This is a genomic window from Catellatospora chokoriensis, from assembly GCF_011297315.1.
Lineage (GTDB): Bacteria > Actinomycetota > Actinomycetes > Mycobacteriales > Micromonosporaceae > Catellatospora > Catellatospora citrea.
In genome coordinates this window covers 58,459-83,568 of record NZ_JAAOTI010000025.1, presented here as the reverse complement: position 1 = coordinate 83,568, position 25,110 = coordinate 58,459, and the positions used below count along the sequence as shown (strand labels likewise).

Below are 25,110 nucleotides of genomic sequence, written 5' to 3'. Positions count from 1 at the left end.
CCGCTGATCAGGAGTTTGGGCAGCTCTTCGGGTGCCGATCCCGGGCATGAAGGGAGCCGCTTAGCTGTCCGGATGGGTTGTTCAAAGGTGGCCGGATCCCCGGTGGCGCCACCCTGATCGTCGGTTAGGGTGTGTACCGGCGCGCCGGGAAGTCTGGTCGGCATCGTGTTCACCGACGACCAGAACAGGATGTCCACCGATGCGCGCTGCGGACCTTCTCGTGCCCTACCCGACGGTCACTTTGTCCACCCCCGCGATCGAGGCGGCGCGGATCCTCGCCGACGCCGACTTACCCGGCCTGATCGTCGTCGACGACCGGGGCGCGCCGTTCGCGGTGCTGCCGGGCACGCAGGTGCTGCGCCTGGCGGTCCCGATCTACTGCCAGGATGATCCGGCCCTGACGTACATGGTCGACGAGGCCGCTGCCGACGTGTTCGTGCGCGAGCTCGGCGACCGCACGGTACGCGATCTGCTGCCCCCGCAGCCGCATGAGCTGCCGGTGGTGTCGCCGCAGGCGACCGCGCTGGAGATCGCCGCGTTGATGGCCCGCACCCGCAGCCCGCTGGTCGCCGTCGTCGACGGCGGCTTGCAGGGCGCCGTGACGCTGCACGGACTGCTCGACCGGGTGCTGGCGGCATGAGCCTGCAGGCCTGGCTCGCGGTCGCCGTGTTCGCGATCGCGTACGTGTTCATCGCCACCGAGTGGGTGCACCGGGTCGCCGCGGCGCTGGGCGGTGCGGTGGCGATGCTGCTGATCGGCGCGACCGACGCCGAGCACGCGTTCTTCTCCGAGCAGGCGGGCATCGACTGGAACGTCATCATGCTGCTCATCGGCATGATGCTGATCGTGGCGGTGCTGCGGCGCACCGGGCTGTTCGAGTACCTGGCGATCTGGGCGGTCAAACGCGCCCGCGGCCGCCCGTACCCGGTGATGGTCATCCTCGTGCTCATCACGGGTATCGCATCAGCGGGCCTGGACAACGTCACCACGGTCCTGCTGGTCGCGCCGGTGACCCTGTTCGTGTGCGACAAGCTCGGGCTGCCCGCGGCGCCGTTCCTGATCGCCGAAGTGATGGCGTCCAACATCGGCGGCGCGGCGACCCTGATCGGCGACCCGCCGAACATCATCATCGCGAGCCGGTCCGGGCTGACGTTCAACGACTTCCTCAACGTCATGACCCCGATCGTGGTCGTGCTGCTCGTGGTGTTCCTGGGGCTGTGCCGGTGGCTGTTCCGGTATGCGTTCCGCTACGACGGCTCCCGAATCGCGTCGGTGATGGCGATGCGCGAACGCGAGGCGATCCGCAACCCGCGCCTGCTCGCGGTCAGCCTCGCGTTCCTGGCTGTCGTGCTGGCGGCGTTCATGCTCCACTCGGTCCTGCACCTGGAACCGTCCGTGGTCGCGACCGTCGGCGGGCTCATGCTGCTGGCCGCGTCACGGCTGGACCCGGACGAGATCGCCAGGGACGTCGAGTGGCATACCCTGATCTTCTTCGCCGGGCTGTTCATCATGGTTGGCGCGCTGGTCAACACCGGCGTGATCGCGCAGCTGTCGCAGGCGGCCACGGAGGCGGTCGAGGGCAAGCTGTGGGGCGCGACCATGCTGCTGCTGTGGGCCTCGGCGGTCCTGTCGGCGATCGTCGACAACATCCCGTACGTCGCCACGATGAGCCCGATCGTCGCCGACCTGGTCAAAGCCGACGGCACCCCGCAGGGCAACGTGCTGTGGTGGGCCCTGGCCCTGGGCGCGGACCTGGGCGGCAACGCCACCGCCATCGGCGCGTCCGCGAACGTCGTCGTGCTCGGCATCGCCGAACGCGCCGGCAAGAAGATCTCGTTCTGGGAGTTCACCAAGTACGGACTGATCGTCACCGTGATCACGGTCGCGATCTGTGTGCCGTACCTGTACCTGCGGTTCTTCTGACTTCAGGAGGTGGCGCCATGGACGGCGCCGTCACCACCACCGGGCTGACCAAACGCTACGGCCAGGTCGTCGCCGTCGACGACCTGGCACTGCGGGTACGGCCCGGGGAGATCTACGCCCTGCTCGGCCTCAACGGCGCGGGCAAGACCACGACCATCCGGATGCTGCTGGGCATGGTCAAACCCACCGCCGGTGCCGTCACCGTGCTCGGCCGTCCAGTGGCCACGACCGGCCACGACCTGTGGGCCGAGGTCGGCCACCTGGTCGAAACCCCGTCGGCGTACCCCGACCTCACCGTCCGCGACAACCTGCGACTGGTCGCCCGGCTCCGGCGACTACCCGCAACCGGCCCGGTCGACGACGTCATCGACCGCCTCGGCCTGGCCCCGTACGCCGACCGGCGGGCGGGCAAGCTGTCGCTGGGCAACGCCCAACGCCTCGGCCTGGCCAAGGCGCTGCTGCACCGGCCTCGGCTGCTGATCCTCGACGAACCCGCCAACGGCCTCGACCCCGCCGGGGTCGTCGAGATCCGCGGCCTGCTGCGCGAACTCGCCGCCACCGGTACGACGATCGTGCTGTCCAGCCACCTGCTGGCCGAGGTCTCCCGGCTCGCCGACCGGATCCCGCAGTCGGCGCTGCAGTGCCACGGCCGGGAGTCTTCGCTGCGACATTCGTCGGGCTGGTCGGAGCGATGACGGTCCTCGCTTTCGCAACGTACGGATGCCCGGGCCAGTCCCGACCGACGTGGTGACGCTCGCTGTGGCACCGTCACCGCGCACTTCCTGCTCCGTCGGGGCGGTGCTCCTCGCCGCGACGCTGGCCGGCTGCCTGCGGATCGCCGTGACAGCGCCGCGGGGCCTGGCCGCTGGCCGCGTCGCGGTACACGTCGGCGCTGCCCGTGTTCCTGGCCGGGCATCGAGGGCTGCAGTGACCCGTTCTCACGGATCGTGCTCGCGCCGGAATGGCTGTTCTTCCTCCCCGGCCTCGTGGCAGGCGCGGTCGGTAGGTCGTTTCGTTCGGGAGCACAGGCCGTCGTTGGACCGCTGTCGTCGTCGTGCTGCTGACCTACGCCGCATGTTTGCCTGCGGCGCTACACAGGCACGCGAGCGGCGGCCGGCTGCTCCTCGACGGCAGTGGCGCCACCGTGGGCGTCAACCTCAGCGACGCCCTGTGGCAGTGCATCGGGCTCGTCCCCGGTCTCGGCCTGCCACTCGGGTGGTCGGCACCGGGCTCGGCGCTCGGATCACCCGCCGCGCTGTCAGCCAGTCTCAGGTGCCCGAGGCACCGTCATCTTCTAGCCGCCACATGCATGAGCTGTGGCCGGCTGTGGGCGAGGCCGAGTGTGTTGCCGGTCCGAACCTCACCGGTGAGGACCCTTTGTGGGCTCCTTTCATAGGTCGTTGCCGGCGCAGGAGAGGTTGAAGCTCTTGTTGGTCAGGGGGAAGTCGGGGACGATCGTGTCGGCGAGCGCGACGGGCAGGGCGGGCCAGTTGAAGAACGACGGGTCGACGATCTTGGCCCGGGTGATGCGGCCGTTGGGGCCGGTCTCGACGCGATGGGTGATCGCGCCGCGCCAACCTTCCACGATTCCGGTGCCGGATCGGTGACCGCCGGGCCCAGGGGTGATCGGGACCGAGTAGGTGCCGGGGCTCATGCTGGGCAGCAGGTCGGTCAGGATCGCAGTACTGATCTCGATCTCTTGGGCGCGTTGCCGGAACCGGGCCAGTACGTCGCCGCCGTACTGGACCGGTACGGTGAGGGCGGTGCCGAGGTCGCAGAACGGGTGGGCGGTGCGGGCGTCGAGGGTGAGGCCGCTGGCGCGGGCGACGTAGCCGAGGGTGCCGATGTCGGTGGCTTGCTGGCGGGTGAGTACGGCGGTGCCGGTGAAGCGTTCGCGGACCACGGCGTGGCCGAGCGCGATGTCGATGATCTCGGCGACGTCGGCGGCGATGGCTTTGATGTGCGCTGGGTCGGGCACCGACTGCAGTCGTGCCCCGCCGGGGTAGACGCCGCCGCGGAGCAGCCGGTGGCCGGTGGTGTGGGCGTTGAGGCGTAGCAGGCATTCGCGGATGCGCTGGGTGTGGGCGTGTGCGATGCCGTAGGCGACGTCGTTGCATAGGGCGCCGATGTCGGCGATGTGGTTGTGCAGGCGCTCCAGTTCGAGGAGCACGGCGCGCACCCGCTGCGCCGATGTGGGTACGCGCAGCCGCAAGGCGTCCTCCACGGCCAGGCTGTAGGCCAGCGCGTGTCCGACCGCGGTGTCGCCGCTGACACGTTCGGCCAGGCCGACGCCGCCTTCGACCGGGCGGCCTTCGAACAGCTTTTCGATGCCTTTGTGGACGTACCAGAGGCGGGCTTTCATCTTGAGGATGGTTTCGCCGACGACGGAGAACCGGAAGTGTCCTGGTTCGATGAGGCCGGCGTGGACGGGCCCGACGGGGATCTCGTAGACACCGTCGCCCTCGACGGTGAGGAACGGGAACGGCTCGGCGCCCGTGAGTGGTGGCCGGGTGGGGGCGTCGTGGCGCATCGGGTGCCAGCCGGCGGGCCAGTGCGGGTGGTGGATCAGGGGCCGGGGCATGGGGTGGTTGTCGGGTTCGATCCCGAACAGGTCGCGCATCTCGCGTTCGAACCGGCTGGCGGGAAACGACAGCGCGGCGAGGCTGGGGATGTGCGGCTCGGTGAGATCGGTCCGCAGGTGCAGTTCGACGCGCCGGTCGGGTGGTCCGGCGGTGAACAGGTAGACGACGCGGATCGCATGACCGCCGGGGTGGGTGGCGGTGTCGTGGTGTGCGGCAATCAGCGCGAGGCGGTAGTCGCCGGCGAGCAGGTGGGTGGTGTGGGCCGCGAGGTCGGACGCGCCGTTGACCTCGATCGTCGTGGTGCGTTCGTGCATGTCAACGGCCTCCGGCGATGGTGGCGGCGGTGTCCAGCAGCGGCTGTAGCGGGCCGAGGGTCAGTCCGAGCAGTGTGGCCGCGGCCAGCCCCAGGGCGAGGGGTGCCAGTTCGCGCCACCTGCCCGCCACGGCGGGTCGCGGGGAGGGCGGTGGAGGGCTGCCGAGCAGCATCGCGGTGCTGTGGCGGGCGATAGCGGCGAAGGCGATCAGGACGAGGGTGAACGCGGCCGCCACCGCCCAGCCGTGGCCGGTGGTGAACCCGGCGCGGGCGATGGCGATCTCGGAGGCGAACAGGCTGAACGGTGGCAGGCCCAGCAGCGCGATCAGGCTGATCCCGAATGTGGTGGCCGTGGCGGGGTGCCGGGCGGCAAGTCCGCGAACCGCGTCGATGTCGGAGCTCGCGGACAGGTGCATGATGTGCCCGGCGGTGCAGAACGCGACGGCTTTGGCCAGGCCGTGGCCGAGGATGTGCAGCAGCGCTGCGGCCATGGCGAGTTTCGCGCCGAACGCGGCGGCCAGGGCGATCAGGCCCATGTGTTCGATGGAGGAGTAGGCGAGCAGGCGTTTGTAGTCGCGTTGGGCGATGAGCAGTGTCGCGGCGACGGCGAGTGAGGCCAGTGCGGCGATGAGTAGCAGGGTGCGGGTGTAGGCGGGGCCGAGTACGGCGTCGGTGATGGTGCGGTAGCGCAGGATCGCGTAGAACGCCGCCGACAGCAGTACCCCTGACATGAGTGCGGACACCGGTGCGGGGGCTTGGCTGTGGGCGTCGGGCAGCCACGAGTGCATTGGTGCGAGTCCGGCTTTGGTGCCGAAGCCGAGCAGGATCAGGCCGGCGGCCAGGCGGATCAGGTCGGGGTTGAGTCCGGCGGTGTGGGTGTTCAGGTGGGTCCAGTTCAGGGCGGTGGTGCCGTGGGCTCCGGCGGTGACGGACGCGGCGTAGACGCAGACGGTGCCCAGGAACGCGATCGCGATGCCGACCGAGCACAGCACGACGTATTTCCAGGCTGCTTCCACGGAGGCTCGGGTGCGGCGGTGTCCGACGAGGAACGCGGTGACGATGGTGGTGGCTTCGACGGCGACCCACAGCAGGCCGAGGTTGTCGGCCAGCACGGCCAGGCTCATGCAGGACAGGAACAGCTGGGTGAGCACCAGGTATCGGCGTGTCGGGGCGGCACCGTCGGAGCCGGCGGTGTTCTGGTGGTCGAGGTAGGCCACGGTGGCCCAGCAGGCGATGACGGCGACGGACCCGATGACGATGAGCATCCACGCGGTCAGCGCGTCGGCGCGCATCAGGCCGAAGGCGTGGCCGGTGGCGGTGGTGTGGGCGGCGAGGGTGATGCCGCTGGCCAGGATAGCGGCAGCCGCAGCAACACCGGCCCAGGCAGCGACGCGCCAGGGCAGGATCAGAGCGAGCAGGCCTGCGAGGAGGGGTACGGCTGCTGGCAGGTGCAGGGCGAGGTCGGGGCTCATCAGTCGTGCAGCTCTCGTAGTTCGTCCAGGTCGGTGGGTCCGAAGGTGTCGTGCAGCCGGTTGGTGAGGATCTGCAGCACCAGTACGGCCAGCGCGAGGTCGGCGGACACGCCGAGTTCGACGACCAGCGGGACGCCGCCGGTGGCCAGGAACGCGACCGCGGCGATGCCGTTGTCGACCAGCAGCAAACCGATGATCTGGGAGATGGCGCGCTGGCGGGTGGCGGCGAGTAAGAACCCGATCAGCACGACCGCGAACCCGACCGGCGTCGCCCCGGCTGACGCGGACGGCGCCAGGGCGACCAGGGGTCGGGCGGCGGCGTAGGCGAGCAGGGTGAGGCCGGCGGCGGCCAGCAGCGACGCGGACACGTTGACCAGTGGCCGGGTTTCGCGGGCGTCTGGTACCCGGGCCAATACCCGGCGCAGCATCCACGGGATGATCCCGGCTTTGAGCACCCCGACGCCGACCGCAACAGCGATAGTCTCAGGGCTGCGGTGCTGCGCCGCGAGCAGGACCGCGATGGCGGTCAGCGCCAGACCCTGCACGGCCAGCAGCGTGATCAGCGCGGACACCTGGCGCAGCCACAGCACGCCCACGGCCGTGAGCAGGAACAGGCCGCAGGCCAGGTTGAGCAGCTGGCTGGACAGGTCGGCGGGCATCGTCATCCTCCTCAGGCCAGTACGTAGGAGGCGAGTACGGCCAGCAGGGCCAGGGCGAACGACCCGGCGAGCAGTTCGGGTACACGGAACAGGCGCAGTTTCGCGGCGTACACCTCACCAGCGGCGAGCAGCGCTGCCAGGGCGAGCACCTTGGCCATGAAGATTGCGGCGCTGACGGCGAGCCAGACCCATTGCGGGCTGGTGGCCACGCCCCAGGGCGCGAACAGGTTGGCCAGTAGCCCGAGCAGGATGGTCAGCCGCATGGCCGAGGCCCATTCGACCAGGGCCAGGTCACGGCCGGAGTATTCGAGGGTCATGGCCTCGTGGACCATGGTCAGTTCGAGGTGGGTGGCTGGGTTGTCGACCGGGATCCGGGCGGTCTCGGCGAGCGTGGCGATTGCCAGGGCTGCGGCGGCGAGCAGGCTGGCGGGGGTGAAAACCCGGGCCGGGTCGCTCGCTCCGGCGGCGACGATGGCACCGAGGTTGGTGGACCCGACCCGGGTGGACAGGGCGAACACGGCCAGCAGCAGGGTCGGTTCGACGAGTGCGGCGATGGTCATCTCGCGGCTGGCGCCCATGCCGCCGAACGCGGTGCCGGTGTCGAGGCCGGCCAGGGCCAGGGCAGCGGTGCCGAGTAGCAGGAGCCCGACGACGACGATCACGTCGGCTCCGGCCGCGACGCCGACGGTGGTGACGAACGGCGCGGTGGCGGCGATCAGCAGGCTGGTCGACATCAGCACGACCGGCGCCGCGATGAAGAACATTCCCGCGTCCGTCGGGCTGGTCGGTGGTTTGCGCAGCAGCTTGCGCAGGTCCCGCCAGGGCTGGGCGGCTCGACCGCCGGAGCGGCCCTCCAGGCGGGCGCGTACCGCGCGTGTCGTCCCGACAACAAGAGGGGCCAGCCACGCCAGCAGTGCAGCCTGCCCGGCGGCGACGAGCCACATGCTCACGGCAGCACCCCCGCGATCAGGACCACGACCAGGGCGGTGAGCATGTAGGCCAGGTAGCGGTGCATCACCCCGGGAGCGAGGCGGCGTGCCGCCAGCCCGAGCCGGTCGAGCGCGTGGATGACGGGACGGTAGAGGCGGTTTTCGATCCGGTCGGGGATGCGCTGGCGGTAGCGGATCGCCTCGACGTGGTAGGCCGACTCCTCGTGATGCGTGACGTCGACATCGCGTTCGGGGGCGAGGGTGTCGTCGAAGACCCGCTGTAGCGGCTCGGCGAATGACGTGGCGGTGTACTCCATGCGGGCGGTCAGCGGCCCATCGCCGCAGTCCCACGCGATCGCCCGCCGGCGGGGCCGCCCGAACCGCCGCGACAGCAGCGCGACCGCCGCGCTCACCACGACGACGCCAACAGCCAGCGACAGCGGCCACAGCACGGCGGAAGTGTCCGACAGCCGCAGCGCCACAAGGTCAGCGGCGACCGGTGGCGCCTGCAGTCCCAGGTTCGCGGCGACCCGCGACATCGCCGGGATCGTCATTGCCGGCACGACGGCGAGCAGGAAGCAGACGGCGGCGGCCAGGCCCATCGCGATGATCATGCTCGGCGGGGATTCTTTCGCATCGGCGGCGCCGGCGCTGCGCGGCCGGGCCAGCAACCCGGTCCCGACGGCCTTGACGTAGGCGGCTACGCCAACGCCGGCGGTCAGCGCGACCACGGCGACGCCGACCGGTGCGGCGACGGCCAGCTCGGTCCCCGAGGTCGGGCTCTGGTGCAGCAGAGCCTGCAGCAACAGCCACTCGGACACGAACCCGTTGCCGGGCGGCAACGCCGTCGCGGCCAGCGCCCCGGCCGCGACCAGCGCGGTCGTGGCGGGCATCGGTCGCGACAGGCCCCCGAGAGAGTCCAGATCACGGGTGCCGGTCGCCTTGACGACCGAGCCGGCGCCCAGGAACAGCAGCGTCTTGAACCCGGCATGGTTGAGGGTGTGCAGCAGCGCGGCGGCCAGCGCTAGCGCGGCGACCGCGGGCTGGCCGGAGGCGGCCAGGGTGCCGGCCAGCCCGGTGCCGAGCAGGATCAGGCCGATGTTCTCGCTCGTGGAGAACGCCAGCAGGCGTTTGAGGTCGCTGGCGACGACGGCCTGCATGATGCCGTACAGCGCCGACACCGCGCCGAGCGCGGCGACGATCAGCCACCACCAGCGCTCTCCCCCGCCCAGCAGGTCGAACCCGACCCGCAGCAGCCCGTACACGCCGAGTTTGACCATGGCGGCGCTCATCAGCGCCGACACGTGGCTGGGCGCCTCGGCGTGCGCGCGGGGCAGCCACGGATGCAGCGGCACCGCACCCGCCTTCGACGCGAACCCCGCCAGGCACAACAGGAACACACCGGCCTGCACCGTGCCCGGCAGTGAGGGTGCCAGCTGCCGGATCGTCGCGAAGTCCTGACCGGATACCCCGGCCAGCCACAGCAGGCCGATCAGGATGCTCACAAACCCGGCCTGGGTCATCGCCGCGTACCAGACACTCGCGGCGCGTACCGCAGCGTGTTGGCGGTGCTCGCTCATCACCAGGATCAGCGACGTGACCGCCATCAGCTCCCACACCAGCAGGAACGTCGACACGCTCGCCGCGACCGGCACCAGCAGCATCGCGGCCGTGAACAGCGGCAGGACGAACATCGCGCCCCGCGAGCTCGGCCCGTGCCCGCCCGATCCGGCGTAGCCGATGGTGTACACCCCGACAGCCGCGCTCACCCCACCGACGAGGAGCATGAACCAGCCTGACAGCGCATCCGCGTCCAGGCGGACCCCGGCCAGAGGCAGCAGCCACGGCAGGTCAAGGCGCCAGGCGGTGCCGCAGGCGGCGGCGACGCCCGCCACCGCACCAGCAGCTCCGCCGATCGACAGCAGCGTTCCGACGATCCGCGCCCGCCATCGTGCCGGCGTGAGCAGTCCGGCGGTCGCCGCACAACTGCCCGCGGCCAACGCGATCCCGAGCGCAGCGCCGACGGGGTTCACCGGCCGGTCAACCCGCGTAGCGCCGCCACGATCGCGGCCGGTTCCGGTGGGCAGCCCGGCACGTGCACGTCGACCGGCACGACATCGGCGACCGGCCCGGCCACGCCGTGCCCGCCGGCGAACATGCCGCAGTCGCGGGCGCAGTCCCCGACCGCGACGACCAGCCGCGGTTCGGGCATCGCCTCGTATGTCTTGCGCAGCGGCCCCGCCATGTTGACCGTCACCGGCCCGGTCACCGTCAGCACATCGGCGTGGCGGGGAGAGGCGACCAGGCGTGCCCCGTGCCGTTCAGCGTCGTACACCGGCGAGAAGGCCTGCCCGATCTCGATCTCACAGCCATTGCACGACCCGGCGTCGACATGCCGCACCTGCACCGACCCGCCCAGACCAGCCGCGGCCGGCAACTGCTCGTCGGCCGCGACAGCGGGCTCAGCCACCCGACCGGTCTTGAGGATCTTCCTCGACAGACCCACTACCGCCACCTCGGATCGCAGCCGGTATGAACCGTTTGGATAAGGGCGGGGCGTGCCGGCCGGGCACGAGAGATAGGAAGCCCGGCAGGCAACCCCGCCCCGACTTGGGCGCGCGGCGGCTGATGCGCTGCGGCGGCTAGCGCCGTGCGGGCTGAGTGGCGCGCAGATCGTCGAGCAGCTCGACCTGGCTGGCCAGAACCTCGGTAAGGATCTTGCGGGCGACGGTGAGCAGCTCGGCCACATGCGGGCTGACCAGTGAGTAATAGACCGTCGAGCCCTCCTTGCGGGTCACGACCAGGTTCATCTTGCGCAGTACCGCCAGCTGCTGCGACAGGTGCGCCGCTTCCAGTCCGACCTCGGGCAGCATCTCCCCGACCGAGTGCTCCCGCTCGGACAGCAGTTCCAGGACCCGGATACGGGCGGGGTGCGCCAGGGCTTTGAAGAATTCCGCCTTGGCCTGATACAGCGGCTTGCTCACCGGTCCACCCCCTTGGTTGCTCGAAACCGTACCCGGCGCCCTCCATGATCCGCTTTCGGGCCGCGTGGACAGCGCGCACTGTGATGTTGTCGCACCACCTGCCAACTGTACATGACCTCACAAGTTGCTAAAGTTAGCAAACGGTTGAGGGTCGGCGGAAGAGACACACGACCCTCGCGCAGAAAGGCACGTGATCGATGACTGTGGCAACGACGCCCGGCCTGTCCCCCGCCCCGACGACCCATCGGCGGCTACTGGCGTGGGTGGCCGAGGTGGCCGCGCTGACTACCCCGGCGCAGGTGGTGTGGTGCGACGGCTCCGACGAGGAATGGCAGCGCCTGACCGGCCAGCTCGTCGACGCCGGCACCCTGGTACGGCTCAACGAGGACAAGAAGCCGAACTCGTTCTGGGCCCGCACCGATCCCTCAGACGTGGCCCGGGTCGAGGAGCGGACCTTCATCTGCTCGGTCGACCCCGACGACGCCGGCCCGACCAACAACTGGATGGCCCCGGCCGAGATGAGGCAGCTCCTGAGCGGCCTGTACCGCGGCTGCATGGCCGGGCGCGCCATGTACGTCATCCCGTTCTGCATGGGACCCCTGGACTCCGAGGACCCGAAGTTCGGTGTGGAGATCACCGACTCGGCGTATGTCGCCGCGAGCATGAAGATCATGACCCGAATGGGCACCCCCGTGCTGGACGTCATGGGCGAGGACGCCGACTTCGTGCCCGCGCTGCATTCGGTCGGCGCCCCCCTCGCCGCGGGCCAGGCCGATGTGATGTGGCCGTGTAACGACACCAAGTACATCGCACACTTCCCCGACACCCGTGAGATCTGGTCGTACGGCTCCGGTTACGGCGGCAACTCGCTGCTGGGCAAGAAGTGTTACAGCCTGCGCATCGCCTCGGTGATGGCACGCGATGAGGGCTGGCTGGCCGAGCACATGCTCATCCTGAAGCTGACCTCGCCGCAGCAGAAGGTGCACTACGTCGCGGCGGCGTTCCCGTCGGCGTGCGGCAAGACGAACCTGGCCATGCTGGAGCCGACGATCCCGGGTTGGAAGGTCGAGACCCTCGGCGACGACATCGCCTGGATGCGTTTCGGTGAAGACGGGCGGCTGTACGCGGTCAACCCGGAGTACGGGTTCTTCGGTGTCGCGCCGGGCACCGACTACACCACCAACCCCAACGCCATGCGGACCCTGGCCCGGGGCAACTCGCTGTTCACCAACGTCGCGCTGACCGACAACGGCGACGTGTGGTGGGAAGGCATGGGCACCCCGCCGCAGCATCTGACCGACTGGCACGGCAACGACTGGACCCCCGACTCGGACAAGCCCTCCAGCCACCCGAACTCGCGGTTCTGCACCCCGATCAGCCAGTGCCCGATCCTGGCACCGGAATATGACGACCCGCGTGGCGTGCCGATCTCGGCGATCCTGTTCGGCGGCCGCCGCAAGACCACCATCCCCCTGGTCGCGCAGTCCCGCGACTGGAACCACGGCGTGTTCATGGGCGCGACCCTGTCCTCGGAGACCACCGCCGCCGCGGTCGGCCAGGTCGGCGTCGTGCGCCGCGACCCGATGGCGATGCTGCCGTTCATCGGCTACCACGCCGGCGACTACCTCAACCACTGGACCAACATCGGCAAGAACGCCACCGACGCGGACAAGCTGCCGAAGATCTTCCAGGTGAACTGGTTCCGCCGTGGCGACGACGGCCGGTTCCTGTGGCCCGGATACGGCGAGAACTCCCGCGTCCTCAAGTGGGTCGTCGAGCGCCTCGAAGGCACCGCCGACGCCGTCGACACCCCTGTCGGCCTCGTCCCGTACCCGGCCGCGATCGACACCGACGGCCTGGACGTCACCGACGGCGACCTGACCGCGGCATTGCACGTCGACCCGGCCGAGTGGGCAGCGGAGATCCCGCAGATCGACGAATGGTTCACGAAATTCGGCGACAAGCTGCCCGCGCAGCTGCGCACCGAACTGGACACGCTGCAGACCCGGCTCCACGCCGCATAGCAGCACCCCTGGGCCGGCGTGGCCCGCCGTACTCGCCTTCCCTCGAGCGGCGGGCCACGCCACCCCACCACCACAGCCGCGTCCAGGAGCACCAGTGACCGTCACCCGCACCGAGCTGGCCAACCACATCGAGGCCGCCTTCGCCGCCGGCCCCGCCACCCGCGACCGCCTCCTGGCGTACGCGGCCGGCAGCCACGCGCGGCCCGAGGTCATCGAGGTCCTCAAGACCCTGCCCGAAGGCGTCTACCCGACCGTGCGCGACCTGTGGCATGAACTGGGGCACCTCCCGGTCGGAGACTGACCAGCCGCAGCTGGACCGGCTCGGGCACCCGGCCGGACTCGGTCCGCCCACGACTGCAGAACGGCAACATGGCAAGGAGGGATCTTGGCAGCGACACCGCCACCGTCCGCCCACCAGGGCCTACGCTTCGACCTGCGTACCCATGGTGTGGTCGAACCCGCGCACGCCGAGCAAGCCCGTCACGCGATCACCGCCGTCGTCACCGCCCACCACGAGGCCACCGGACCGGTTCGGCTGCGGATCTCCGGCGGCCACGTCGCGGGAGGGACCACACTGGTACAGGTCAACCTGCGCGTGCGCGACGAACCCGCCCGTATACAGATCACCGGACCCATCCCCCAAGCTGCCATCGACGCAGCCGCCGACCGCCTCGAACACCAGATCCGCCGCCTCAACCTGGGCATGGACCTGACAGCAGCGCCCGACCCGGTCCGCAGACTGCTCGACATACCCGGTCACGCCCCCATCGCCCGCCTGAAAACCGTCCGGCTCCACGCCACCACCCCCGCCCACGCCGCCGCGCACCTCACCGCCATGGACTACGAGGCGCACCTGTTCACCGACACCGACACCGACGAGGACGCCGTCGTCTACCGCGCCGGACCCGCCGGGCTGCGCCTGGCCCGCCAGCACAGCAAGCGCCCGCCGTCGACACCCATCACGCATCCCCTGACGGTCAACTCGCGGCAGACTCCGACGCTTAACACGACCGACGCAGCCCATCGGCTCGCCGACGCGTGGCTGCCGTTCATCTTCTACACCGACCGCGACACCGGCCGCGGCAACCTGCTCTACCGCCGCTACGACAGCAACCTCGGCCTGATCAGCCCACTGCTTCCCAACCCCCAGGACCCGCCGAACCCCAAACAGTAGCCCGACAGTCCGGGCGACACTGCAGGTCCACGGCACCACCATCTACGAGAAGACCCCGGCCGATTCGGCCGGGGTCTTCTCGTTTCAGTGCTGGTTCGACATGTGCGTGGAGGCGAGGACAACATTACTTCGCCTCGTCACTGGGCGTGCTGACCGATGACGGCGTGTCACGCGGAGATTGCTCGCCGGGTAGCATGTCGCCGCGCGATGTCCTGACGAATGCCCAGACGAGCAACGGTAGCCCGATGGCCGGAATCAGGCACATGAAGCCGACGTACCACAGGTACCACTTGCCGAGCACGAAATACAATGACAAGGCTCCACCCTCCATGGGGGCGGTTGCCGCGCGAGGCGGATCGAGACGTCAGCGAACGTGTTCTCTCGCCGTCATCAGTGGGTTCGGCGGTTAACCAACCATCCGGCAGGCACGCCAGCACTAACGCAAGAGAACCCCCGTCGATGGTCGGCGATGGTCCTCTGCGCGTCGGGAGTGGGCACTCCTGACAGACGCGTTCTCATACTAATCGGCCCCGTCGTCGAAGATGTCGAATCGCGTGATGCGTCGTGAGTAAAGTTCGACTGTCGGCGGCTCGCTCGGCCCCGGCGACCATTCAGACCCCCACCGAGAGTCCAACGACCGACCCATATCGGGCCGCCGGCTGCACCGGCGGACTTCATGTATCAGGTTCTGAACGGGTGGCCTGCCAAGAAGGGACGGCCCCACCGAGAGCCGCCCCCTCAACTATGTGGTGAGCCGGTCGCGGCGCTCGCAACTCCGGGCCCGGTACCCGCCGCAACGTTAGTGCAAAGAGGAAGGCGCGCCGCTCGCGAGTCGCGGGGTGTCGGCCGACGGGCGAAGGGGCGTCGGTTCCGAGGTGGCAGTCCTCGTTCGTACGCGAGATGTCCCGGGCCGTCCGCGACATGCCGAGCCCAGACACGACACACGTCTACTTGCCGGTCGGATACTTGGTCATCATGGCAGCAACACCGTATCCGACACCGATGGCCTCAGCAGGTGGAAACCCCACCGTTCGAGCGGCAGGCACTGGTGGGACTCCGCTCGCGGCCGCTGATGCGCACGCCAGCCCCGGTCACCTACTTGGGCGTCCCGTGGCCCGCCGCAGCCTGCTTGCGGCGGCACTGCCGCTTGCCGTTGCCACCACAACCGATGTCGCGACGCCGCAAGGACTCGTTGACGGCTCCACACAAGAGATTCACCGGACGCTGCAACGTCTGCTGGACGGCAACCGCCGGTTCGTCGCCGGGAAGTCCGTCCACCCCCATCAGCGATCGGCCCGCCAACAGATGCTCGCCGACGGCCAGCACCCGTTCGTGATCACCGTCGCGTGCGCGGACTCGCGAGCCACGCCGGAGATCGTGTTCGACCAGGGACTGGGCGACGTGTTCGACAACCGGGTCGCGGGCAACATCGTCGACGACGTCGTCCTCGCCGGCATCGAGTACGCGCTGGCTCACATGGCCCCGCCGCTGCTGATGATGCTCGGCCACGAACGGTGCGGTGCCGTCACCGCGGCCATCGACGCCGTGCGCACCGCTGCCATGCCCGCGGGGCACATGGTCTCGATCGTGGCCCGGCTAAGGCCGGTCGCCGAGGCGGCGCTACACCGGCCAGGCGACCCGGTCGCCAACGCCGTACGCGCCAACATTCGCGCCCAACTCGACCACGTGCTGCGCCGCAGCAGCCTCGTCGCCGAGCTGGCGAACTCGGGCCAGGTCCAGCTCGTCGGCGCCCTCTACGACCTGGATACCGGACGAGTCACTGTGCTGTGACTACGGGCACGGCCGGGCTCACACAGCTTGGAGTGATCCTGCCGTCCGTGCGTAGCTGTGACACCGCGCCAGGCAGTGTCCTCGGCGAGAACCGCACAGCCAACAGAACATCCTGTAAAGGCGGATTCGCGCCCGATCCACAAGCGGCTCGTAAACGTATTGGCGGTGATGGCAGACACCGGGCATGATCACCGACGTGCCTGCCGAGATCTCCTTCGCCGAGAAGCCGACGCTCACTGGCGACCTCGTGACCCTGCGTCCGCTTCGCGCGACCGACGCGCCGGCGCTGGCTGCGTCGACGCTCGATCCGGACGTGGATCGACTGACCGGCACCCACACGACGTTCAGTCTCGATGTGCTGGAACGCTGGTATGCCTCCCGGGCCGAACACGACGATCGGCTGGATCTGGCGATCGTCGAACAGGCCACCGGCGAGACCACCGGCGAGGTGGTGCTGTCGGATCTTGACGCGCGTAACCGGTCCTGCTCGTTTCGTATCGCCTTGTTCGGCGGCCGGTTCTTCGGCCGAGGGTTGGGCACGGAGGCCAGCAGGATGGTGTTGGACTATGCCTTCGGCACTGTCGGCGTGCACAGGATCGGGTTGGAGGTCTTCGCGTTCAATCCGCGAGCGCGCCGCGTCTACGAGAAGGTCGGCTTCGTGCTCGAGGGGACCAAGCGGGATGCGTTGTGCTGGGACGGCGATTGGGTCGACGCACACATCATGTCCGTGTTGGCCGAGGGGTGGGCGGCGCATCGGGGTCGGCCGCGATCGGTGACGACGCGCGCCCTGCCGGTGTAGGCGGGCCATCGTTCTGGCTGTCCCGCGGCACAGGCGGCGGGTTCCATAGGGGCACCGGCGCGCCTTTCGTGCAGGCGTCCAGGGTTGATGTCCGCGTCCTCCCTGCTCGGCCGAGCAGGCAGGACGTGGTGATGTCGGGCTTGCGGGCTCAGCCGCCGATGGGCATGTCGGCGAGGTGGCGCCACAGGTCGCGCACGGTGGCGAAGGTCTGGTCAGGTAGTTGCTGCACAGCGACCACGACCTGCGGGCGGGCGTTGCTGGCCGCTGCGGCGGCCAGCAGGTCTGCCTTCGTGACGGCGCCGGTGGCGAAGGCGAACTCGATGTGGTCGACGAGTTCGGAACGGGTGACGGTGTCCATGTGCTGTCCTGTCTTACGGCAGTGGCTGTGGGTAGCACCCGGTGTCGCACCGCCGCGGAGATGTGGGGCAGCGGCGCGACACCGGGTCGATCACACCGCGTAGAGCGCGGTTCTCAGTAGGTCCAGCTCCGTCACAGGGTGGTGGGTAGCTCGTCGCCGAACTTCGTGAACCATCCGGCGACCTGCGGGATCTCCCCCAGCCCAATCGGCAGGATCGAGGCGCAGCGCGGTAGCTTGGTCGCCGTCGGTCAGGTCGATGCGCGGGCGCTTCCCGCACACCCCATTCGTTTGCTAATTTTAGCAACTTGTGAGGTCCGAAGATGACGGCGTGGGGCGTGGCAGTGACATGGTTCACACGCGCTGCACGGACAAGGGCGGTCAACGCCGTGGGTGAGACCGAATTGCGCGGCGCCGACGAGGACTCCGTCCAGGCGAACCGGGTCGCGGTCGTGACCGGCACCGCGTTGAGCCCCGAGCGCGCCGATTTGCCGACGGCACGACGGCGGGCCGACACGCAAGCCGGCGCACTCGCTCGCCTCGCGGGCATCGACGCAGAGCCCGTGAGCGTGGACACCGACAACGTGGAGGCGTTTGTCACGGCGGTGACCTCGCTGGCGCCCGGGTTCGCAGCGCTCAGCCTGGAAGGTCATAACGCCGCCGAGTGCTTCGAGGCTCAGCGACTACTGCAGCAGCGCCTGGGCATGCCTGTGGTGCAGGGCGACGCCCTCGGCCTTGCGGTTGCCGTGCTGGCGGGGCTCAACAACGCAGTTCGGGTCGCGGGAAAGGACCTGCCCACTGCTCGAGTGGTGATCGCCGGCGTGAGTCCCGGCGCAGCGGCGACAGCACGGCTACTGGTCGCGGCCGGGGTCGACGATGTCGTGATCTGCGGCCGCGGCGGCGCCCTGCACCCCGACGATGCCGCCGTGCTGCCGCCGTATCTGACGCGGCTGATCGGATGGACCAACCCACGCCGCGTGCGCGGGCGGCTGCCCGACCTGCTCGTCGGCGCTGACGCGCTCATCGACCTGGCGCCCACCACGGCGCTGACAGCACCCATGGTCACCGCGATGCGACCATCGCCGGTGGTGTTCGCCCTGACCGACGGGCAACCCGTCCTCAGCGAGGTCGCCGAGGCCGCGGCAGTGGTCGTCACCAGGCAGGGTCCCGGCGCTGTCGATGCCGCCCTGGCGCTGCCCGGCCTGCTACGCGGTGCGTTGAACGCCTGCTCCAGCGAGGTGAGCCTGCCGATGCAACTGGCCGCCGCCGACGCCTTGTCCGGTCTTGCCGTCCATGTTTCGACCTCACGGCTGTTACCCGAGGTGGGCGACGAGCGTGTGGTCGCGAGCGTGGCAGCGGCGGTGACCGCGACCGCCACATACGAACGGCGCGCCGCCGCACCCGCACGGCACGCGTTTCCGCAGGAAGGCACCCGGAGATGAGTGGACCCCGGTATCCGGCCAAGCGGCGGCCTCCATCGCAGAGCGCCACAGTGCGGCCCCCACGGTTATGCGGCCCGCGGATGGTGTTCTTGACCGGGGGTCGCCGCGCTGCTTTCGGGCTACGTAGCGTTTTGAGGCAACATCGCAACACCGGAGGTGATCAGGTGGGCGTCGGCGCTGCATTGCGGCAAGCGGCATGGACCGCCTACGTGGACCTGGTCTACGGCCTGCTGCGCACCATCCAGGAGGGCGAGTGGTACGAGGGCGAACTCGGCTGGGAATGGTCGGTGCTGATCGAGCACCTGCACGACGACGCCCTCGGCGACAGACGCGCAGGGATGCTCGCGCTGCTCGACCAGGCCCTGGCCGTGCGGCGCGACACGCCCGTCGACAGGCATGTGCTGATCGGATACCTCTACGAGATAGCTGACGAACTGCGGCAACTCGCCGCGCAGCGCGCCGTCGACGGCTTTTAGCCCCAATGCCGGGAAGATAAGCGTTGCGGCAGGTCACGCGTGGGCTTGGCGGACGACGGCAATGACGTATTCGACGGCCATGGATATGGGCTGGACGGCGTGCTTCTTCGATGGGTAGGGGCTCTGCGATCGTTTGACCACACGCGGACTGACGCGGTCGCGGCGTTCGTGTTGGTCTTCGAGGATGTCGGCGACGGCGCGAACCCAGTACCGGGCGGGCTGGGGCCTGCTCGGACACCGCGCCAAAGACCGCGTCGATGACGGCGTGGGTGCCGCACTCGATCAGCGTCAGCAGTCGGACCTTCGGGAATGCGCCCCGCCCTAGGGAGTTGATCGAACCGATGAACGCCTGCGCGTTGGCCGGGCAGTCGGGCACGTCCAGGATGGTGGCGACCCAGGACACCAGCCGCAGCCCGCCGAGGAACGCCACGGCGCATCGGGTGCGGCCTGCGGGCCGCGCAGCCGGGCGAACAGACCCTGCAGAGGGTCGACCGGCTGCTTCAAAGCGAACGGGTGTGCCCCAGGGATCAGCATGGGCCCGCGCGATAGGGGCAGCGGTGGCTTACGTCTCGGTTCAGCACGACTCGTTGCGCCGGACCCCCTATTCTTGGCACGACCTCTCGTCGAAGGACCCCCATGAGCCAGAAGGCCCCGAGATCCCTTGTCCGCGCGCTGACCGTCCTCCTCATCCTGTCGTTCGCGACGTCGATGTACCTCGAGCAGCGCCACCTTCAATGGCTTCAGGCCCATCCGATCTCGGTCAACCTGATGTCCGGAGTTGTCGGGTTCTCAGCGACGATTCTCGTGGTGGCGCTGGTATTCAACTGGTTCGCCGAGCGTGAAAGGGTTGCCTCCCTGGTGAAGGAGGCTGTCGATGGGCTGAGACGGGAGATTGAACCTCACAGTACAACCATCGATCATGGAGCTATGTCTCTGGATGGCCAGCCTCATACGGCGACGCCTATCGACAGTTCAGCCGCCGACCGCCCAGGCCCGTATGGGCCTCCTCCCGACATATCGGGTGCACAAGCAGCAGGCCAGACGGCTGCAAACATCGTCCGGCACTTTGCGAGTGTTCACGGAATCAATTCGAGGCGAATCGATTCCGCAATCGAGGAATTCGAGAGCTCGCTGTACGGCCTTATAGCGGCGTATCCGGCGAGGCCCGCCCTGGTCGGCATCATCCGCGAACTCGACCAGCTCATGCGACTTCTGGCAACCGAGTACCGCTCGGTCGTCGCATCACGACCTCAGGATCCGCTGCGAGATCACAATTCTTGAGAGTGTCGCTTAGGACCAATGCGTCGCCGCTGGACGAGTCAGTTTTCGAACTCCCAGCCGGGCAGAAACTGCAGGTGCCGGTCTGACGAGGACTGTACGGCCGGGGGGTGCTGCGGCGTGTCGCGGCTGCGGGCGGAGTCGGGCGGATTCACCCCGCTGCGCCGGACGGTCGCGGCCGGTCTTCGCCACCTTGCGACCGCGTTGGTGTCGAGCGGGACAGGATGAACAGCCGTCGGGCCAGCGCCCGCGTCAGCACCATCGACCCGGTGCGGTCGCCTGCGACGAACATCGCGTCGGCCCGTGCCGCGACCGCGACCAGCCGCAGTCCGTCCTCTCCCCACAACCCGGCGTGCACGTGGAGATGGGCACCCAGTGCGGCGAACTCGGCAGTCACCTGCTCGTCGGGGGTCGACACGTCGCGCAGGGCCGGTGCCAGCCCGGCGATGACCGCCAGGTAGCCGTGCCACGCCGCCCGCCGCAGTGCAGTCACCGGCTGCTCACACTGCTTCCAGCGCAGGCCTCGCAACGTCGGTCATCACTCCGGTGCGGTGCAGGTGCGTACGAGCGGCGGCGATCGCCTCGGCGGTGTGCTCGAAAAGCCTGTGCTGCCGACGCATCCGGTCCAGGACGCCGATGGACTGCAGTGTCTTGTCATGGCCTGGCCGTATGCCGGACAGATAGACAGTGATGCCGCGGTGCTCGAGCCGTTCGATCGCGTCGCGTAGCACGGTGGCGCCGGTGCCGTCGATGGCCGACACCCGCGACATGCGCAGGATGATCACCCGGACGTCGGCGACCTCGGTCAGTTCCAGCAGGAAGCGGTGCGCGGCGGCGAAGAACAGCGGCCCGTCGAATCGGTAGGCGACGATGTGCTCGGCCAGCAGCGCCGCCTCCTCGGCATGGTGGTCGGACACGTCCAACGGGACCTGTTCGAGGGTCGCCGCGCGGGCGATCTTGCGTACGGCGAGGAATGCGGCCAGGACCAGGCCGATGCCGACCGCGGCGATCAGGTCCAGGGCGAGTGTCGCGGCGGCGGTCAGGACCATGAGGACGGCGTCGGAGCGGGTGGAGCGGGCCAGGGCGAGCAGCGAGCCGACCTCGACCATGCGGATCGCGGTAGCCAGGAGCACCCCGGCCAGAGCGGCGAGCGGGATGTGGGCGACCAGCGGCGCGGCCGCGAGCATGACGACGGCCAGAACGAGTGCGTGGGTCAGCGCGGCGAGTCGGGATCCGGCGCCAGTGCGGACGTTGACGGCGGTGCGGGCGATCGCCGCGGTCGCGGGCACGCCGCCGAACAGTGGTGTGACGAGGTTGGCCACGCCCTGGCCGAACAGTTCCCGGTCGGGGTCGTGGCGCTGCCCGACGGTCATGCCGTCGGCGACGGTGGCCGACAGCAGGCTCTCCAGCGCCGCCAGGGCGGCCACGGCCAGGGCGGAGGTGACCAGCATCGGCACGGCGGCCGGGTCGAGGAAGCCCAGTGACGGTGCGGGCAGGGTGGCGGGCAGAGCGCCGATGCGGGCCACGTCCAGGTCCGCGGTCGCGGTCACGATGGTGGCGGCGGCGACGGCCAGCAGTGAGAACGGGATGCCAGGCTTCCAGCGGGCCCCCGCCAGCATCACGACGGCGACGCCGGCAGCCAGCGCGAGTGCGGTCCATTGCGGGTGGTGGACGAAGTCGACGACGGCTTGCCAGGCGACGGCGGTGACCTTTTCCCCGTGTGGGGTCGGCACGCCGAGTGCGGCTGGGACCTGCTGAAGGAAGATGACTGCGGCGATGCCGACGGTGAAGCCCTCGACCACGGGGGCGGGTACGTAGCGCACGAACCGGCCCGCGCGGGCCAGCGCCAGCGCGATGAGGACGATGCCTGCCATCAGGCCGACGGTGAGCACTCCGCCGGGGCCGAACTGGTGCACGATCGGCACGAGCACCACGGTCATCGCGCCGGTCGGGCCGGACACCTGCAGGTTCGATCCGCCGAACACGGCCGCCAAGGCCCCGGCGACGATCGCGGTGGCCAGCCCTGCCGCGGCGCCGAGGCCGGAGGCGACACCGAAGCCCAGCGCGAGCGGCAACGCCACGACCGCCACCGTGAGCCCGGCAACGAGGTCGCGGCGCGGTTGGCGGCGCATCGACGCCCAGTCCTGCCTCGACGGCAGAAAGCCGACCAGACCGGACAGGCGCGCCCGCAAGGATGCCTTGATCACGGCCATGCTCATCGCGCCATCGCTGCGGTTTCGTCGGCGTCGCGCAGTTCGTCGAGCAGTTGGGCCTGGCCGGCGAGCATGTCGGTCAGGAACCGGCGGGCCGCGCGCATCAGGTCGGCCACGTCCGGGCCGGCGAGGGCGTACAACACTGCCGCGCCGTCGCGGTAGGAGACGACGATCCCGGCCCGGCGCAGCACTGCCAGCTGCTGCGACAGGCTCGACGCCTCGATCTCCACCGCTTCGAGGAGGTCGCGTACCGCCATCGGCCCGTCGCCGAGCAGTTCGAGGACCCTGATGCGTACCGGATGTCCGAGGGTACGGAAGAACTCCGCCTTGCTCTGGTACAGCGGAACCACCACGACACCCATCCACATCACTACTGAACCGACTCAGCAATTGAACACCTCTTCAATTACTTCATGCAGCGAACCGGCGGGGAATGTGACTGACCTCACCGGATGCAATGGCCAGCGAGACGCGGCGTCACCGCCGTGCGCCGTCGGGTGGAAGGTCAGCGGCGAAGCGCCTCGACGGCTGCTGCCGGCATCTCGAGGACGACGGTGTGCGACGACTCGATACGCGACACGATCGCCTCCCGCGGTCCGCGCCGCCACTGCGGGCTGGCGTAGAACGTCGTCTCCTGCTCGTCGCGGATCTCGCGCGCGGGAAACGCCCGGATCAGGTACGCCGTCTCGGCACCGTCCTCATCGACCAGCGACGGCCCGCAGTCCAGCACCGCGATGCCGAACTTCTGCAGCAGCGGAACCGACTGTGTGCGCATGACCCGCACGAACTCGTCGCGCTCGCCGGGCTTGATCTGGTAGGTGCGAATCTCGACTATCACGCCGGGCATCATCGCCCCGGCCACCGACAACGGTGCGCCCGACCCGCCGGCGGCAGATCCCACGTCCCGGTCGCCGTCGACGAACCACATTCCGGGTGGAGTGCGGCCGCCAGGTCCAGGCAGCGCGACGGAATGCGATGCCCGCCGCCGCGTATGCCTGCCCACAAACCCAGTCCGCAGGCGCGAGGCGCGATCGCCACTTGCTAAAGTTGTAAAGTACTAATCCGTGCAGTCGTGGGGGTTCAGGTGCCGGTACGCGAGCAACGCAGCCCAACGCCCCGCAGACACATCCACCGGGTTGCGGCCCGCGCGCATCGGGACATGCCGGTGGTCACCGCGACCGGCGACCTCGACGAACACGCTGCGCGGGTGCTGCTCGATTCGGCCGCCCGCCTCACCAGCGGCGGGCCGGTCCTCATCCGAGCCGATGCCCTCACCGGCTGGACCGAGGCCGGCGTCACCGCCCTGGCGGATCCCGGACAACTGGGCCAGCTGCGCCCCGCGCTCATCGCCCCGCCTGCCCACCTGCTCGCGTCGTCGCCCGCCGCCGCCCAGCTCGACATGTACCCCTCGGCGGACACCGCCGCGGCCGTGCTGTCACGCCCACCGGGCGCACTTCCACTGCCTCCCGCCGGCGCGGACGCACCGGCACGTTGGGCCCACCGGATGTTCACCGCCGAACCCTCATCGGTGTTCACGGCCCGGCATTGGATCCGCGACCTACTCAGCGACTGGGGCTGCCGCCCCGCCGCCGACTCCACGCTGGTCGCATTCAGCGAACTCGCCTCCGGCGTCCTCGCCCACGATGGTGCCGACCTTCCCACCAGCGCCTACCTGTGGCGCGACCACGACGCCCAGCGCATGCTGACGGTCAGCGTGTTAGACGCCAACCCCGACCTCGGCACCCACCGCAGCGGTCTACGCCTGGTGGCCACACTCGCCGACCACCTCGGGTGCTACCGGCAGACCACCACACCCGCCGGCAAGATCCTCTGGTTCACGATGCGGCTTCCGACACCGCCCAGCTGCGTATCCACGGAGCCGACACAGGTGACCGGCGGCCGCTCATGCTGAAGCGGCGCACCGCCCGACCCGTACTGATCACCGATGCCGCAGAGAGCCCGGAACAGGAACTTCGCCGCCGGGAGCGGCGCTACGTGGCGATGATGCTGATCCGCGCCGGATGCCTCGTGCTGGCCAGCGTGCTCGCCATGGCACAAGTGCCACTGCTGTCGCTATGGCTGCCACTGTGCGGCCTGGGCATGGTGCTGCTGCCCTGGCTCGCGGTCACTATGGCCAACGACGGCCCGCCCAAGGCCGAACACCGCTGGCGCCGCCGTGCCGCAGTGGTCATTCCGAGCAACGCCCTCGCCGACCGGCCCGGCGGCGCCACCATCGACGCTGACATGACCGCCTGATCGAACGCTGCGATCAGGGCAGCCGGCTGGCAGCCCGGCAGAACCACGCACACCGACGCCGTTGTCAATGTGCGTGGCGTCTTGGGGCCGCCGATGTGACCGCGGCTGCTTGACAAGATCGCCCAGCACCAGTGCCGCTGTCGGCACGAGCTCCGCCCGGCCGGTCTCGCCCGGACCAAGCTCCGCTGCCAGTGGTCGCTGGTGTTGTTACTTGCTAATCTTAACAAATGGTGAGGTCATATCGGGTCGATGGATGGCTGGCGTACGAGCCAGCCCCCCACCCACACCGCGGGAGCGGCACCGAGACGGCAGGCGCTCCGCTCGACGCGCCCGCGCAGCCCGGCACACTCCCGGCCAGCCCCTGCCGGCCCACCACCCCTGACAAGGGCGGGCACACTGCGGAAGTCCAATCTCTCGTATCCGCAGAGTGCCCGCCCTCA

The 25,110-nt window shown here is 69.6% G+C and carries 26 protein-coding genes; 13 read left to right on the top strand and 13 right to left on the bottom strand.

Annotated elements, in window-relative coordinates:
- Window positions 1-199 precede the first annotated feature (199 nt).
- Genes HAV39_RS31045 through HAV39_RS31035 form a run of 3 tightly spaced genes read left to right on the top strand, consistent with a single transcriptional unit; the run spans window position 200 to window position 2,618 of the window.
- Window positions 200-640, top strand: a complete 441-nt coding sequence (locus HAV39_RS31045) for a CBS domain-containing protein (protein WP_191842726.1) — start codon at window positions 200-202, stop codon at window positions 638-640.
- Window positions 637-1,923 carry an ArsB/NhaD family transporter gene (locus HAV39_RS31040; RefSeq protein WP_191842725.1) on the top strand — a complete coding sequence of 429 codons (1,287 nt, stop codon included), beginning with the start codon at window positions 637-639 and terminating at the stop codon, window positions 1,921-1,923. Before HAV39_RS31045 ends, HAV39_RS31040 begins: the two co-directional genes overlap by 4 nt.
- A 17-nt stretch (window positions 1,924-1,940) precedes the next feature.
- Window positions 1,941-2,618, top strand: a complete 678-nt coding sequence (locus HAV39_RS31035) for an ABC transporter ATP-binding protein (RefSeq protein WP_191842724.1) — start codon at window positions 1,941-1,943, stop codon at window positions 2,616-2,618.
- Window positions 2,619-3,313: 695 nt separating this feature from the next.
- Here the strand turns inward: HAV39_RS31035 and HAV39_RS31030 are convergent.
- The 7 genes from HAV39_RS31030 to HAV39_RS31000 form a co-directional block, all read right to left on the bottom strand.
- Window positions 3,314-4,819: a hydrogenase large subunit gene (locus tag HAV39_RS31030; RefSeq protein ID WP_191842723.1), complete on the bottom strand. Its 1,506-nt coding sequence runs from the start codon at window positions 4,817-4,819 to the stop codon at window positions 3,314-3,316.
- A gap of 1 nt (window position 4,820) precedes the next feature.
- Window positions 4,821-6,290 (bottom strand): proton-conducting transporter transmembrane domain-containing protein, encoded by a 1,470-nt coding sequence (locus tag HAV39_RS31025; protein WP_191842722.1) that lies wholly within the window; start codon window positions 6,288-6,290, stop codon window positions 4,821-4,823.
- Window positions 6,290-6,949 carry a hypothetical protein gene (locus HAV39_RS31020; RefSeq protein ID WP_191842721.1) on the bottom strand — a complete coding sequence of 220 codons (660 nt, stop codon included), beginning with the start codon at window positions 6,947-6,949 and terminating at the stop codon, window positions 6,290-6,292. The genes HAV39_RS31025 and HAV39_RS31020 overlap by 1 nt, the downstream gene beginning before the upstream one ends.
- Before the next feature lie 11 nt (window positions 6,950-6,960).
- Window positions 6,961-7,893 carry a respiratory chain complex I subunit 1 family protein gene (locus HAV39_RS31015; RefSeq protein WP_191842790.1) on the bottom strand — a complete coding sequence of 311 codons (933 nt, stop codon included), beginning with the start codon at window positions 7,891-7,893 and terminating at the stop codon, window positions 6,961-6,963.
- 2 nt (window positions 7,894-7,895) lie between these two features.
- Entirely contained in the window at window positions 7,896-9,911 is a 2,016-nt protein-coding gene (locus HAV39_RS31010; protein ID WP_191842720.1) for a proton-conducting transporter transmembrane domain-containing protein, read from the bottom strand.
- The gene (locus tag HAV39_RS31005) at window positions 9,908-10,384 is read right to left on the bottom strand and encodes an NADH-quinone oxidoreductase subunit B family protein (RefSeq protein WP_191842719.1); all 477 of its coding nucleotides are present in this window, start codon (window positions 10,382-10,384) and stop codon (window positions 9,908-9,910) included. Before HAV39_RS31005 ends, HAV39_RS31010 begins: the two co-directional genes overlap by 4 nt.
- Window positions 10,385-10,520: 136 nt before the next feature.
- Entirely contained in the window at window positions 10,521-10,862 is a 342-nt protein-coding gene (locus tag HAV39_RS31000; RefSeq protein ID WP_191842718.1) for an ArsR/SmtB family transcription factor, read from the bottom strand.
- Window positions 10,863-11,059: 197 nt separating this feature from the next.
- Here HAV39_RS31000 and HAV39_RS30995 point away from each other — a divergent pair, with 197 nt between their 5' ends.
- From HAV39_RS30995 to HAV39_RS30985, 3 genes are all read left to right on the top strand, one after another.
- Entirely contained in the window at window positions 11,060-12,886 is a 1,827-nt protein-coding gene (locus HAV39_RS30995; RefSeq protein WP_191842717.1) for a phosphoenolpyruvate carboxykinase (GTP), read from the top strand.
- A 94-nt stretch (window positions 12,887-12,980) separates the two neighbouring features.
- Entirely contained in the window at window positions 12,981-13,187 is a 207-nt protein-coding gene (locus tag HAV39_RS30990; RefSeq protein ID WP_191842716.1) for a DUF2795 domain-containing protein, read from the top strand.
- Window positions 13,188-13,271: 84 nt separating this feature from the next.
- Window positions 13,272-14,060 (top strand): HPF/RaiA family ribosome-associated protein, encoded by a 789-nt coding sequence (locus HAV39_RS30985; protein WP_191842715.1) that lies wholly within the window; start codon window positions 13,272-13,274, stop codon window positions 14,058-14,060.
- Between the two features lie 124 nt (window positions 14,061-14,184).
- Here HAV39_RS30985 and HAV39_RS30980 read toward each other — a convergent pair whose 3' ends face one another.
- Window positions 14,185-14,370, bottom strand: coding sequence for a hypothetical protein (locus HAV39_RS30980; RefSeq protein ID WP_191842714.1), 186 nt, complete (start codon window positions 14,368-14,370; stop codon window positions 14,185-14,187).
- Window positions 14,371-15,170: 800 nt separating this feature from the next.
- On the opposite strand from HAV39_RS30980, the gene HAV39_RS30975 reads away from it, so the two are divergent.
- Together HAV39_RS30975 and HAV39_RS30970 are read left to right on the top strand one after the other, a co-directional pair.
- Window positions 15,171-15,851, top strand: coding sequence for a carbonic anhydrase (locus tag HAV39_RS30975; RefSeq protein ID WP_239121085.1), 681 nt, complete (start codon window positions 15,171-15,173; stop codon window positions 15,849-15,851).
- Window positions 15,852-16,035: 184 nt separating this feature from the next.
- Entirely contained in the window at window positions 16,036-16,650 is a 615-nt protein-coding gene (locus HAV39_RS30970) for a GNAT family N-acetyltransferase (protein ID WP_191842713.1), read from the top strand.
- A 148-nt stretch (window positions 16,651-16,798) separates the two neighbouring features.
- Here HAV39_RS30970 and HAV39_RS30965 read toward each other — a convergent pair whose 3' ends face one another.
- Complete coding sequence (locus tag HAV39_RS30965) at window positions 16,799-17,008, bottom strand: DUF2795 domain-containing protein (RefSeq protein WP_191842712.1); 210 nt, start codon at window positions 17,006-17,008, stop codon at window positions 16,799-16,801.
- A 386-nt stretch (window positions 17,009-17,394) separates the two neighbouring features.
- Between HAV39_RS30965 and HAV39_RS30960 the strand changes: the two genes are divergently transcribed.
- The 3 genes from HAV39_RS30960 (at window position 17,395) to HAV39_RS30950 (ending at window position 20,204) form a co-directional block, all read left to right on the top strand.
- Window positions 17,395-18,447, top strand: a complete 1,053-nt coding sequence (locus tag HAV39_RS30960; protein WP_191842711.1) for an NADP-dependent malic enzyme — start codon at window positions 17,395-17,397, stop codon at window positions 18,445-18,447.
- Window positions 18,448-18,611: 164 nt separating this feature from the next.
- On the top strand, window positions 18,612-18,923 hold the full coding sequence (locus HAV39_RS30955; protein ID WP_191842710.1) for a hypothetical protein: 312 nt from the start codon (window positions 18,612-18,614) through the stop codon (window positions 18,921-18,923).
- A 636-nt stretch (window positions 18,924-19,559) separates the two neighbouring features.
- On the top strand, window positions 19,560-20,204 hold the full coding sequence (locus tag HAV39_RS30950) for a hypothetical protein (protein ID WP_191842709.1): 645 nt from the start codon (window positions 19,560-19,562) through the stop codon (window positions 20,202-20,204).
- A gap of 148 nt (window positions 20,205-20,352) precedes the next feature.
- On the opposite strand, the gene HAV39_RS30945 is transcribed toward HAV39_RS30950, so the two are convergent.
- The 4 genes from HAV39_RS30945 to HAV39_RS30930 all read right to left on the bottom strand — a co-directional run bounded on the left by HAV39_RS30945 (window position 20,353) and on the right by HAV39_RS30930 (window position 23,252).
- The gene (locus tag HAV39_RS30945; RefSeq protein WP_191842708.1) at window positions 20,353-20,694 is read right to left on the bottom strand and encodes a hypothetical protein; all 342 of its coding nucleotides are present in this window, start codon (window positions 20,692-20,694) and stop codon (window positions 20,353-20,355) included.
- A 7-nt stretch (window positions 20,695-20,701) separates the two neighbouring features.
- Window positions 20,702-22,414, bottom strand: a complete 1,713-nt coding sequence (locus HAV39_RS30940; protein ID WP_425321554.1) for a SulP family inorganic anion transporter — start codon at window positions 22,412-22,414, stop codon at window positions 20,702-20,704.
- Window positions 22,415-22,416: 2 nt separating this feature from the next.
- Entirely contained in the window at window positions 22,417-22,767 is a 351-nt protein-coding gene (locus HAV39_RS30935; RefSeq protein WP_191842706.1) for an ArsR/SmtB family transcription factor, read from the bottom strand.
- Between the two features lie 152 nt (window positions 22,768-22,919).
- Window positions 22,920-23,252, bottom strand: coding sequence for an NIPSNAP family protein (locus HAV39_RS30930; protein WP_191842705.1), 333 nt, complete (start codon window positions 23,250-23,252; stop codon window positions 22,920-22,922).
- A gap of 321 nt (window positions 23,253-23,573) precedes the next feature.
- Between HAV39_RS30930 and HAV39_RS30925 the strand changes: the two genes are divergently transcribed.
- Window positions 23,574-24,326 carry an ATP-binding protein gene (locus tag HAV39_RS30925; protein ID WP_191842704.1) on the top strand — a complete coding sequence of 251 codons (753 nt, stop codon included), beginning with the start codon at window positions 23,574-23,576 and terminating at the stop codon, window positions 24,324-24,326.
- The gene (locus HAV39_RS30920; RefSeq protein WP_239120889.1) at window positions 24,320-24,670 is read left to right on the top strand and encodes a DUF3099 domain-containing protein; all 351 of its coding nucleotides are present in this window, start codon (window positions 24,320-24,322) and stop codon (window positions 24,668-24,670) included. The genes HAV39_RS30925 and HAV39_RS30920 overlap by 7 nt, the downstream gene beginning before the upstream one ends.
- Window positions 24,671-25,110 lie beyond the last annotated feature (440 nt).

What these genes read in the sequence shown, in the direction of transcription:
- HAV39_RS30940 (WP_425321554.1), bottom strand. Translation starts at nt 22,414, where the DNA reads ATGGCCGTGATCAAGGCATCCTTGCGGGCGCGCCTGTCCGGTCTGGTC.
- HAV39_RS31025 (WP_191842722.1), bottom strand. Translation starts at nt 6,290, where the DNA reads ATGAGCCCCGACCTCGCCCTGCACCTGCCAGCAGCCGTACCCCTCCTC.
- HAV39_RS30950 (WP_191842709.1), top strand. Translation starts at nt 19,560, where the DNA reads ATGAGCCAGAAGGCCCCGAGATCCCTTGTCCGCGCGCTGACCGTCCTC.
- HAV39_RS30970 (WP_191842713.1), top strand. Translation starts at nt 16,036, where the DNA reads ATGATCACCGACGTGCCTGCCGAGATCTCCTTCGCCGAGAAGCCGACG.
- HAV39_RS31045 (WP_191842726.1), top strand. Translation starts at nt 200, where the DNA reads ATGCGCGCTGCGGACCTTCTCGTGCCCTACCCGACGGTCACTTTGTCC.
- HAV39_RS31020 (WP_191842721.1), bottom strand. Translation starts at nt 6,949, where the DNA reads ATGCCCGCCGACCTGTCCAGCCAGCTGCTCAACCTGGCCTGCGGCCTG.
- HAV39_RS31035 (WP_191842724.1), top strand. Translation starts at nt 1,941, where the DNA reads ATGGACGGCGCCGTCACCACCACCGGGCTGACCAAACGCTACGGCCAG.
- HAV39_RS30920 (WP_239120889.1), top strand. Translation starts at nt 24,320, where the DNA reads ATGCTGAAGCGGCGCACCGCCCGACCCGTACTGATCACCGATGCCGCA.
- HAV39_RS30995 (WP_191842717.1), top strand. Translation starts at nt 11,060, where the DNA reads ATGACTGTGGCAACGACGCCCGGCCTGTCCCCCGCCCCGACGACCCAT.
- HAV39_RS30925 (WP_191842704.1), top strand. Translation starts at nt 23,574, where the DNA reads ATGCCGGTGGTCACCGCGACCGGCGACCTCGACGAACACGCTGCGCGG.
- HAV39_RS31040 (WP_191842725.1), top strand. Translation starts at nt 637, where the DNA reads ATGAGCCTGCAGGCCTGGCTCGCGGTCGCCGTGTTCGCGATCGCGTAC.
- HAV39_RS31015 (WP_191842790.1), bottom strand. Translation starts at nt 7,893, where the DNA reads ATGTGGCTCGTCGCCGCCGGGCAGGCTGCACTGCTGGCGTGGCTGGCC.
- HAV39_RS31030 (WP_191842723.1), bottom strand. Translation starts at nt 4,819, where the DNA reads ATGCACGAACGCACCACGACGATCGAGGTCAACGGCGCGTCCGACCTC.
- HAV39_RS30965 (WP_191842712.1), bottom strand. Translation starts at nt 17,008, where the DNA reads ATGGACACCGTCACCCGTTCCGAACTCGTCGACCACATCGAGTTCGCC.